The sequence below is a fragment of the Catenibacterium sp. UBA627 genome (assembly GCF_002299355.1).
In the GTDB taxonomy this organism is placed as follows: Bacteria; Bacillota_I; Bacilli_A; order Erysipelotrichales; family Coprobacillaceae; genus Catenibacterium; species Catenibacterium mitsuoka.
On the sequence record NZ_DBPF01000033.1, the window covers coordinates 1 to 11,678 of the forward strand.

At 34.3% G+C, this 11,678-nt stretch carries 7 protein-coding genes; 3 read left to right on the forward strand and 4 right to left on the reverse strand.

Annotated elements, in window-relative coordinates; genetic code table 11:
• The 3 genes from B2S90_RS02050 to B2S90_RS10870 form a co-directional block, all read left to right on the forward strand.
• The coding region (locus tag B2S90_RS02050; protein ID WP_286696481.1) for a nucleoside triphosphate pyrophosphohydrolase family protein at positions 1-359 on the forward strand (359 nt) is incomplete at its 5' end.
• Between the two features lie 546 nt (positions 360-905).
• On the forward strand, positions 906-1,070 hold the full coding sequence (locus tag B2S90_RS02055; protein WP_187114862.1) for a hypothetical protein: 165 nt from the start codon (positions 906-908) through the stop codon (positions 1,068-1,070).
• Positions 1,057-1,392, forward strand: a complete 336-nt coding sequence (locus tag B2S90_RS10870) for a type II toxin-antitoxin system RelE/ParE family toxin (protein WP_279148078.1) — start codon at positions 1,057-1,059, stop codon at positions 1,390-1,392. Before B2S90_RS02055 ends, B2S90_RS10870 begins: the two co-directional genes overlap by 14 nt.
• 253 nt (positions 1,393-1,645) lie before the next feature.
• Here the strand turns inward: B2S90_RS10870 and B2S90_RS02060 are convergent, their stop codons facing one another.
• The 4 genes from B2S90_RS02060 to B2S90_RS02075 form a co-directional block, all read right to left on the reverse strand.
• Positions 1,646-2,899: a GDSL-type esterase/lipase family protein gene (locus B2S90_RS02060; RefSeq protein WP_055234200.1), complete on the reverse strand. Its 1,254-nt coding sequence runs from the start codon at positions 2,897-2,899 to the stop codon at positions 1,646-1,648.
• A 163-nt stretch (positions 2,900-3,062) separates the two neighbouring features.
• Entirely contained in the window at positions 3,063-4,346 is a 1,284-nt protein-coding gene (locus B2S90_RS02065; protein ID WP_286696482.1) for an amidohydrolase family protein, read from the reverse strand.
• Between the two features lie 127 nt (positions 4,347-4,473).
• A complete protein-coding gene (locus tag B2S90_RS02070; protein WP_286696483.1) occupies positions 4,474-8,043 on the reverse strand; it encodes a family 20 glycosylhydrolase in 3,570 nt (1,189 codons plus the stop codon).
• 55 nt (positions 8,044-8,098) lie between these two features.
• Positions 8,099-11,512 (reverse strand): family 20 glycosylhydrolase, encoded by a 3,414-nt coding sequence (locus tag B2S90_RS02075; protein WP_286696484.1) that lies wholly within the window; start codon positions 11,510-11,512, stop codon positions 8,099-8,101.
• Positions 11,513-11,678: the final 166 nt, after the last annotated feature.

The following is an 11,678-nucleotide window of genomic DNA, read 5'->3' on the forward strand; positions in this document are numbered from 1 at the left end:
TCTATTATCCAATTTTCTTTACTACAATGAATATTAATGATTATCAAAAAGAAGCAATGAGAACACTGAATCCCGAACTGAATAAGAAAGATATACTTATTAATAGTGTTATGGGATTATGTGGAGAGTCAGGAGAAGCAATAGATATCGTTAAGAAGTGGTTGATGCAAGGACATGATCTAGACAAAGATTATCTTATTAAAGAATTAGGCGATATAGCCTGGTATCTTGCTGAAGCAGCCACTGCATTAGATGTTCCTTTAGATACTATTCTAGAGGGTAATCTTGATAAACTACATAAAAGATATCCTGACGGATTTAATACAAGTGCTTCTATCAACAGACAAAAAGAGGATTGATTCTGTATCACAGAGTCAATCCTCTTTCTTTATATTTCATAATCAATGACAGTGATTTTCTTCATTTTAGGTCCTTTATTAAAAAGAAACATATGTTCCCTTAAAGAAGGATACTGATCCATATCCTCCTTTTTTAGTTTCATGGAATAATGTGAGATTTCATTTAAATATGAATTTCAACTTTCAAAAAACGCATATACTCTAGATTACTATCATTTTCTTAGTCAAAAAATAAGATCACCTGTTTCTCCATCTTTCCACTTTCCTTTATTCTTATCTAAAAAACGACATTTGTTTGAGAAATTCCAGATTAGTGAGGGTATAAGACATATAGGAAGCTTTTTTCCCTAAATTTATAGAAATGTAAAACACTTGTATCTTACAAATAAGCATCAGGTGGAGACTTAAATACCGGATTTCTGAAACAGATGCATAAACATCCTAGAAGCTACGACTTCAAATACAAAGTATAATGTCGTAGTAATTCACTGTTGTTTGTATTTGTATGAATAAATGCTATACTATGAGTAAGGAGGACTGATTACTATGAAACCAATTAAAGATACTGATTCAGTTAAAAAAAATACTGTTATTCTTCCTGAAACAATCGAAGACAAGTTAAATGAAGCAGAAAAAGATTACGAAGAAGGAAGAATTCATACTGAAGAAGAAACATGGGGAATGTTTAGTAAAAAGTATGGATTTGAATAATAAAATACTTTATACAGATTCAGCAATTGGTGATTTAGATAAAATACTATCTTATCTCTCTGGATATAAAAATCCATATATTCTCACAAAATTCAAACATGATATTGATGAAAATCTAGAAAGGATAAGGTTACATCCAAAGTCTCATCCGGTCATTCTAAAACATCATCGATATGAATATAGAAAGTTAATAATTCATCATTATATCTTTGTTTACTTTGTTGATAGTACAAATAACGAAATAACAATTTTCAGAATATTTCATGAATTAGAAGATCATCAAAATAGATTAGGTATAAATAATTTAAAAAATGAGGAGTGATTCAATATAAAAAAACGAATTGCTCTTTTTATATTTTAGAAAAAAGTCGAAAAGATGTGGTATATTTGATTAAGAAAATCATAATGGAAATACAAAAACATAACAACAAAAACAATTAAAAAAAAACGCAATCAATTGGATGATGAATTAACAGTAATTAATTCACGTCTAAAAGAGTTTAATAATCTCAAATGAAGCAGTGTGCAAAAAAGAGGATTGATTCTGTATTCACAGAGTTAATCCTCTTTCTTTTCTATACTGTCACTGGTAATTTATCTACCACCGCTTTTTGTCCTTCTAATGTGAAATGAACACCATCAGTCACATATTCACTTCTCAACTGCGTACGATCTTCATCCTGACATAAATCATCTAGATCAATATATCCATCTGCAGGATTTGTCTTAATCCATGTATTAATATCTTTTCTCATCTGATCTATTTCAGGTGTCCACTCAATGTCATCACCTTTATTTAAGATATTACGTGTATAACCTTTCCAAGCAGAACGAGTAACTAAATATACTTGAATATTTCTTTCATGTGCTTTACTAATAAGTGTTTTATAAGCATCAATCATCTGTTCTGTCGTTACTTTAGGTGCAATCCCCATCATACTCTTACAATTAGGGTGAATAATATCATTACATCCTACCTTGATAATAACAGTCTTTACACCTGGCTGATTTAAAGCATCTCTTTCAAATCTCTTCAACATAGATTCACCATAAGCCATACCAAGTCTACCTGCTCCATCAGCACATAGTCGATTACCCTTAATAGCCTGCTGTAAGACACCTACATTATGAATACCAGCTAAATGCAGTTTAGTAGAGAATAGTGTTGGTATATCATTCGCAAGTGTAGAATCACCAATTATAACTGTAGAATGCGCATCGGAACGATTGACATCTAAACCTGTTAATAATGGGATCACATCATATTCACCAAAGCTTCCATTTAATATCATTGGTACACCTGTAGTTGCAGGAAGATTGACCTGATTACCTGAACTAATATATGTTTTGCCACCAATTAAACCAAATGTTTTTAACTGATCTGTATTTTTCATATACATAGAAACAGTGACTGGTTCTAATGCATCTACATAATAGTCTAATGGATCTGAATAAACAGTTTCTCCTTTTTCTAATGTTACTTTCTTACATCCATTAAATGTCACAGTCTTCTTTGTAGGAAGTTTAATACACTGTTTACTTATTGTTTTCGCTATAGTCACAGCATCAATAGTCATAGGACCTGTACCATAAGTATTAGAGAATGTAAGACGTACTGTTTCACCTGTCAATGTAGGTTTAATTACAGTTCTAAATGTTAAGTGATGCAAGCCAAAATCCTTAAAATGATTCCCAAAAAATTTCTGTATACTAAATTCTACAGGACTTGTAGACCAAGAGCCTACCCAGTTTTCTTGAGCACAACTTGATGTCATAGATGGGAATAAACATAACGCAATACTCACAAGACATGAAATTAATTTTTTCATGAGATTTTCCTCCCTTTTTCATATTATATCAATTTGAAAAATCTCTTTTCTAGCATTACCATATATATACTTGAATATCATCCATAAATATGTTCATACAAATAATTGTATTTAAAACATATGAATATGGCTGCTTAAAAAATCCCTTCAAAGAAGGGATTCATTATAAGAACTTATCCAATTCATTTTTTACCTGTTCATTGATCTTATTAGTAGGATGATCAATTCTATGACCTCTCATGATAACAGATTCAATATGTCTTAATGCCAATAAGTCATCTAATGGATTATCCTTTGTGACAATCATATCAGCTGACTTACCTACTTCAATAGAACCAGTTTCATCATCAATACCAGCCATTCTAGCTGCCTGTAGTGTCGCACAATAAATTGCATATGCATTACCTACACCTACATACTTATGGAAGTAATATAGTTCTCTCCAGAAGTCATACTGTGTAATCCAAGGGCATCCTACATCATTACCTAATACAATAGGAATATCATTCTCTAATGCCTGTTTCGCACATTCTATAATTCCATCAAATACAACTTTACCATTGAATTGTTCTACTTCTGATGCGTTAGTAATAGAACGATCAAATAAAGCATATGGTAAGGCTGGTGATAATGTAGTACATAAGAATGCATTATTATCTTTAAATAATTGAATCATATGATCATCGAGTTTTGCCCCATGTTCTATAGAATCTACACCATTCTCCAAAGCTACTCTTACACCATCCGATGATTCTACATGTGCAGCCACCTTAAAGCCTAATTCATGTGCTTTATCACAAACCGCTTTAACCATTTCAGGATCCATCTTTAATTCTCCAGGAACACCCTTTTTTTTAGCATCTAGAACACCACCTGTAATCATCAATTTTATTAAATCGACATTCTGTTCCTTTGCTTTACTTACCTGTAAAAGTGCATCATCAATTGTTTCAGCTGCAATTGCTACACTCCCTGCCATATGACCATGAGGTACTGAAATACCTTCATTACCTGCTAAAATACGTGGACCTCTCTTCTTCCCGCAATTAATTTCATCACGTACACGTGTATCAAAATCTCTAATACCGCCTACTGTTCTAATCGTAGTGACACCACTAAGTAACTCCATTTCTGCAAACCCGCTCACCATATTATGAGCAATAGCACGCGTAAGTGGATTACTCATTAAGAAGTTTACTAACTTCGCATTATCTCTCTGTTTCTTTTGTGGTTTGCCATTACCGGCTAAGTGTACATGCATATTAATAAGACCTGGCATAATATAGTTTCCTTCTAGATCCACTACGTTATACCCTGTTAAATCAGCTTCTTTCTGTAAAACAATATCCTTAATCTTCCCCTGTTCTACAAGAATCGCATATCCTTCCTTAACATGCATCTCCTTAGTCCCATCTATTATTTTTCCATTGATATAAGCATCCTTCATTATGCTCACCCCTCTCTTACATCTATGATATCATATTCACTTCACATTATAATGTAAACATCTCACTTCTTTTGTAAAAAAAGAAGAGATAGCATTACACTATCCCTTCCCTAAAAAAGATGAATCTTTAGTCTTTCTTCTTCTTTACAGAAACATAACCAGCTAAAGATAAAGCCATAGCTGATACTAATCCAAATAATGAAGTTGGATCACCTGTCTTAACAGTATCATCCTTCTTATCTTCTGGTTTAGTAGTAGGTTTTGTTTCTGGTTTGATTTCAGGCTTAGTTTCAGGTTTTTCTGGAACGGTTGGTTTTTCGGGTTCAATAACAACCTTTTCTTCTAAAGCGTCTACTGCTTTAGTTAACTTAGCCACAACTTCATCTACTTCTACCTGAGTTGCATTTTCTGCATCAAGACCCTTAGCTTCTTCAACGGCAGCCATTAATGCAGCCCAAGATTCTTCAGTATACTTACTTTCATCTAATTCTTTGATTTCAGCAAGTTTAGCATCTAATGCAGTTGTATCACCCTTAAGAACATCTAAGCCCTTAATAGCTTCTTCTAATTTCTTAGCGGCTTCATTGACTTCTTCCTGAGAAGCATCTTTGTTTTCAACAACAGCCTTAGCATCTTCTAATGCTTTAGCAAATGCATCACGTGCTTTCTTAACAGCCTTATTTAATGTTTCTTCAGAGATAGCTTCAGCCTTAGTCACTGTTTCTTCAAGTTCAGCCTTATTCACTTTTGGAGCTACCTTTAAATTCTTCATTGCATCACGTAATGTATTAATTACTTCTTCATTATTTAAATCTTCTTTTGCATAAGCCTTCTGAGCTTCAATTAATGCGTCTAAGAATGTATCAACAGAATCAGCAGTCTTATCAGTTAAATCCTGACCATAAGCTTCTTTTAATAGGTCCTTAAGTTCAGTATTTTCAGCCACCTGTTCATAAGTGAACTGTACTTCTGCAATTTTATACCAGCTATCGCTTGCTTCTTTCATTTCAAGTTTAACATACTTCACTGGCTGTTTATCGAATGTGAATGTCTGTTCAAGATTATTCGCATCCATCTTTAAGTTAGCCACTCTAGTCCAGTTTTCTTTATCTTCAGATACCATGATATCTGCATTCTTGATAATATCTGAACCTGGTTTTTCAGGAGCTGAAATCTTAATACCACTCATATTCACTTTATTTGCGAATGTAAATGTGATATGTTTACCGACTTTCTGTGCATCATTGAACCAAGCAAATGTATCTCTATTACCATCGAACATCTTGTCATAGCTATACTTATCGCTTGGATAAACACCTAATGACCAATAACCATCAGATGCCTGAACACTAGGAACATTTCCATCACGCTTCATTAAACCATTTCTAGCAGCAACTAATTCATCATATGCAGTCTTCACTGCTTCATCAGTTACATCTTCACTATAAAGAACCTTCTTACCATTCTTTACAGCTTCTAAGTATTCAGCATAACCAGAAGCATAACCATTATCTTCTAATGGGTTTTCTACTTCTACCCACAATGGATAGTAAACACGTTTAATAGCTTTCTTCTTAGCTGCATTTAACTTAGTTAAGATAGCATCTACATCCTTTTGTAATGCATTCTTATCATCATAAAGTTTCTGTGCTTCATCTAGTGCAGCTTTATATTCACCTAGTGTTGCACCAATATATTCATTTTCATCTAAAGCATTATCTAATGCAGCCTTTAAGTCAGTCTTATCTGTGTAGATTTCATAAGCGAAAGTGAAAGTATCACCCTTCTTGCTATATGTACCAGTTGCACTGTCTTTATCAGACACTAAACGATAACCGTAAATCTTTTCAGCAGTGAAGTTATATTCATCACCGATATTACCATAACGAGTCACTGGACTCTTAATTTCCTTACCATCTTTATCAACATAGTTGATAGTGACTTTACCTAATGAATCAGCTGGTAAGATTGATCCAGAATCTGGTAAAGTAGAACCCTTATCAAATGCTGCAACATGTCCAAGCTTTGCATAATTAGCCTTAAACTGGTTATGAGAAATAATACTATTAGACTTTGTATTCCATGCCTTAGTAGCAAGTGCACGCATTTCATTTGCGATATCTTCAGTAATAGTATCTTCATCACATACATCAGCCTTATCACACCAGATAGCAAGTGATGCACCTTTAATAGCTGGGTTATCATCTGCAATAGTGTTAGCCTGGAATTTACCTGGAGTCCATTCATCAAAGATTAACTTATCAGAATTTAAGTTATCAAATGAATGCTGTTTACGTCCATCAGTTGGCATTGATGGTCTTAATACATAATAGAAGAAACTAGCATTTACGTTATAAATAGTATCATGACCCTTATCTAAGAAAGTCTGAAGTTTTGCGATACTATAGTTCCAAGACATCTGACTCCAGAAATCAATACCAATATACTTATGCATTTTGATCAGCTGTTTCTTATCATAGTATGAATTTTCTCCATAATAGATACCATCATTCCAAATACGAGGAGTAAATCCTTTTTCATGTACATGTTCTGCTAAGTCATTGATATATTTCGCAACAACATCCTTCCAAGTTGCATTAGGATCAATGTTTTCTCTTGCATAATTATCTAATACAGACTTGTACTGAGTAGTGAAAGGTGCACGGTCAAATTCCATATATTCATCGCCACCGATGTGGAAATCTGTACATCCTTCAAATAATTCCATATATTCATCATATAAGCTATAAATATACTTAATCGCTTCAGGATTAGTGATATCTAAACCTGATTTATAATGATTACCATATTTATCTACCTGCCCATATTCTGGATGAGCTCTTAAAATCTGGTCAACATGGCCTGGAGAGTCAAATGATGGAATAACTTTAACACCATATTTCTTTGCTTCCGCAAGAATTTCTCTTACGTCAGATTTTGTTAAATGCTGTTCAGATACGATTGATGGATCTGTTTCACATTCAATACGAAAACCTAAGTTTTCTGAGAAATGCATCTGGATAGCATTCATCTTGAAGTAAGACATTTCTCTGATTTGTCTAATAAACCAGTCTTTAGAAATGTACTTACGAGCCATATCTACATGGATACGACGTTCAGCTACATTAGGATAGTCAACGATTTCGCCATAAGCCAAAGTGCTATTATTCGCAATTGTAAGCTGTTCAATAGTACGTAAACCATATAATACAGCTGTTTCACTTGCACCAGTTAAATGGATACCAGTGTCATCGATTGTAATCTTATAAGCTTCCTTACTTGTAGTCTTATCAGTGATTTCTGATACAGGTTTGATATCAATAGTGATATCAGTTGGTGCACCATCCTGATTATAAAGCATAGCCTGAGCATCACTAGAAATAATCTTCTTAGCCATGAATTCAGAGTTAACTAATTTAACGATTTCTGCAAGTCTATCATTCTTTAAGTTGGCTTCGTTCGCAACGATTACGAATTTAGAATCCTTAGTCATTACCCAAGTCTTATCAGAAGCATCTTTAGTATATGACTGTAAGATAGGTGTAGTTGCAGCAACGAGCTGTTCATTAGTCATTGTTCTTTCAGCAATTGCAGGCGTCCCATTGTAGGCCTGTGCAACTATAGCACCACTTGAAAGAGTCATAGAAGAAACGAGCATAACGCTCATTAACATACGTTTCATATTATTTGTATTCATTTTCATTTTTCCCTATCAAGTAAGAGGCAGGCTTTGCTGCCTCTTGTTTTATTTATTAAGCTTTCTTTCTTTTTAAATAGATATAAACTACAGCTGATGCAGTCATGAGAGCGAACATACCAGCAATCATAGTAGAATCACCTGTCTTAACAGTATCATCCTTCTTATCTTCTGGTTTTGTAGTTGGCTTTTCTGTTGGTTTTTCAGTTGGCTTTTCAGTAGGTTTTTCAGATGGTTTTTCTGGAACAGTTGGTTTTTCCGGTTCAATAACAACCTTTTCTTCTAATGCATCTACTGCTTTATTTAACTTAGCTACAGCTTCATCAATTTCTTTCTGAGTTACATTTTCTAAGTCAATAGCCTTTACTTCTTCTACTACAGCCATTAATGCTGCCCAAGATTCAGCAGTATATTTGCTTTCATCTTTCTTACTAACAGCTTCAAGAGCTGCATTTAAAGCTTCTGGATTACCTCTAAGAACCTTTAATCCGTCTAATGCATCATTTAATGCCTTAGCAGCTTCATTTACTTCTTCCTGAGAAGCATCTTTAGCAAGAACAGCCTTAGCATCAGCCAATGCTTTGTTGAATACTTCTACGTTCTTCTTAATTGCTTTATTTACTTCTTCTTCAGTTAAAGCATCAGCCTTAGCAATTGCTTCATCAAGAGCATCTGTATTCACTACAGGTGCATCAACTAATCCTTCGATAGCCTTCTTTAAGCGGTTAATAACTGCTTCATTCTTGATATCTTCAGCCACTAATGCTTTTTGAGCTTCAATAAGTGCTTCTAAGAATTCATCTCTAGATGCAATTGTCTTGCCTTCTAAATCTTCTTCCTTAGCTTTTTCAATTAAATCTTTTAATGTAGTATCTTCACCAATGGCTTCTAATACGAACTCAACTTCAGAAATCTGATACCAAGCTCCATATCCAGAATTGATGAAGATTCTTACATACTTAACTTCCTGTGCATCAAAGTCAAATCTCTTTTCTAATGGATCTGTACCCTTTAATGTACCTACTGTTGTCCAGTTTACCTTATCAGCAGAAATCTGGACTTCAGCATCACGTAAGATATCACCCTGGTCTGCCTGTACAACATTCACACCTGATAATTTTACTTTACCTGGGAATGTGAATAATACTTCATCACCAGCTGTCTGGTCAGCACCAAACCAACACTTAGAATTACGGTTACCATCAATCATCTTGTTGTATGAGTACCAGCTATAGTATCCCTTAGTTGCAGAAATAGTAGGCTTGTCTGCAGCTTTCTTAATTAATGCTTTCTTTGCATTCATGATGTTGTTATAGGCAGCTTCAGCTGTTTCAACATCTAAGTTTTCATCTTTAAGAGTGTTCTTTCCGTTATTAACGGCATTCATATAAGCCTGATATCCAGATGCATAAGCCGCATCACTTACTGGATAATAAGCTTCTACATATAACTTATAAAATTTAGCCTTTACAGCTTTTTCTTTTGCAGTACGAAGTGCAGCTAATGTTTCATCAACTTTCTTCTGTCCTGCTGAAGGATCTTCTTTAACGTCTTTCGCAACGTCTAGAGCTTCCTTATATTCCTTCACTGTTTCAGGAATATAATCTTTAATCACGAGTGCATTATTCACTTCTTTGATTAATGCTTCCTTATCAGTAAATGTCTTATAAGTTAAAGTGATTGTTTTATTTTCTTTATATACGCCTGTTAATGATTCACTTGCCTTTTCGAACTTATAGCCATAAAGTTCCTTAGGTTCAATAGTGTATTCATTGTCCTTTAAGCCATATAAAGTTTCTGTAGGTTCAATTGTCTGTCCAAATTCATTCTTGTATTCAATTGTAAGTGCAACAGACTGTCCTTCATAAAGAACCTGACCTGGTTCTGGTAAGACGCTCTTATAACCAGGAACGCGTCCAATCTTATCAAATGCCTTCTTTACATCAGCATATTCAGGCATTGAATCTGATGTGTTCCACATCTTATAAGCAGTTGCACGAGTTCTATAGAAGATGTTATTTGCCACTGAATCCTGTGTCATATAACCTGGAACGTCACACCAAATAGCATAAGAACCACCTTTAATAAAGTTTGCGTATGGTTTCTTATAAGTCTGTGGAATACCACCCTGTAATGTAGAGAACTTACCTGGATTCCATTCTCTATAAATTCTATCTCCTTCAGGACATGCATTCTGTAACCACCAAGAAGATAATACATAATACATGTAAATATCAGAGAAGTTGATAACTTTATTACCATTCTGTACAAACTTTTCGATACTTGCACAGTTCTGTGGAGCAGCCCAATAACAGATTTCGATATCTGGATCTAACTTATATCCAGTATAGTTTCCATACATCACACCATCGTTCCAAGTTCTAGGAGTCATACCCTTTGACTTAGCGATTGCAGATACTTCATTGAAGTATTCCATGATCTGTACATACTGTTCATTAGAGAAGTTAGAGAATTTTTCTAAGAATTCATCTCCACCAATGTTAAATCTCTTACATCCAGCTTCTGAGAAGAAATCGATAAATTCAGTCATTAAATCGATTAAGAAACCGCGTGCTTCGTCATTTGTAAAGATATTGAAGCACTGTGCTCTTCTACCATCAGATGGGAATAAGCTTGCACAGCTATAATCAGATGGTAAATATCTTAGAACTGCACCAAGGTGACCTGGAGAGTCTAAAGATGGGATAACTTCGATATGATATTCATTTGCAACCTGAATAATTTCTAACATATCCTGTTTAGTGAGATACTGGTTGTTTACATACTTGAAACCATCAATTGCTTCAAGAGTATCACTCTGTAATCTGAAACCTTCGTTTTCAGAGAAATGAAGCTGAATTGAATTGTATTTCTGCCAAGATAAATCTTTAATTAATGAAATGATCCAATCCTTTGTGAAGAACTTTCTTGCACAGTCCAAATGGAATGAGCGGTCTTCAACATCAGAATAGTCAACAATATTTCCCTTAGTTAAAACATTATCACCTTCAATTAACATCTGGATTACAGATGTTAAACCATAATAGATTCCTGTTTCATCTTCTGCAGAAATAGTAATATTATTTTTAATATCTACTGCATAAGCATCATTTTTGCCAGTTAAATCTGGATTAGTTCCCATTTTTACAATGATGTCATTGTCTGCAGCATTTTCTATTGTACCAAAAACAATCTGTGGTGCTTCTGATAAAACACCTCTGTCTGCTAACTGCGAACTTGCACGTTTCAAATCACGTAATAACACTTCATTATTAAGTGTCTTTTCATTTGAAAGCACAAGTAAACGGCTTTTCTTTGGCAATGTAAATGTGTCTGAATCCTTTGTATAGCTTTGTACATTCGGATAAATCACATTAGGTGCCGCAAAAGCTGGTGCAGCTGCAGAAGCAACTCCCGATAACGCAATAATTGCAGCTAAGCCTACTTCAACAATTTTTTTCCCTTTCATGATTTCACCTCTTTCTTTGTTGATAAGACTACAGATTTCACCTCCACTCTTTAATTTGATGGATTGAAACAAAAAAAAGACCGCATTCACTGTACCCTAAAAAGGGCGTGTGAATGACGGTCTTGCCTACTTAAAGTAACAATCCTTCGACATCAGTATACATGAC

Coding starts and splice junctions, on each gene's coding strand:
- B2S90_RS02055 (WP_187114862.1), top strand. CDS start 906: ATGAAACCAATTAAAGATACTGATTCAGTTAAAAAAAATACTGTTATT.
- B2S90_RS10870 (WP_279148078.1), top strand. CDS start 1,057: ATGGATTTGAATAATAAAATACTTTATACAGATTCAGCAATTGGTGAT.
- B2S90_RS02060 (WP_055234200.1), bottom strand. CDS start 2,899: ATGAAAAAATTAATTTCATGTCTTGTGAGTATTGCGTTATGTTTATTC.
- B2S90_RS02065 (WP_286696482.1), bottom strand. CDS start 4,346: ATGAAGGATGCTTATATCAATGGAAAAATAATAGATGGGACTAAGGAG.
- B2S90_RS02070 (WP_286696483.1), bottom strand. CDS start 8,043: ATGAATACAAATAATATGAAACGTATGTTAATGAGCGTTATGCTCGTT.
- B2S90_RS02075 (WP_286696484.1), bottom strand. CDS start 11,512: ATGAAAGGGAAAAAAATTGTTGAAGTAGGCTTAGCTGCAATTATTGCG.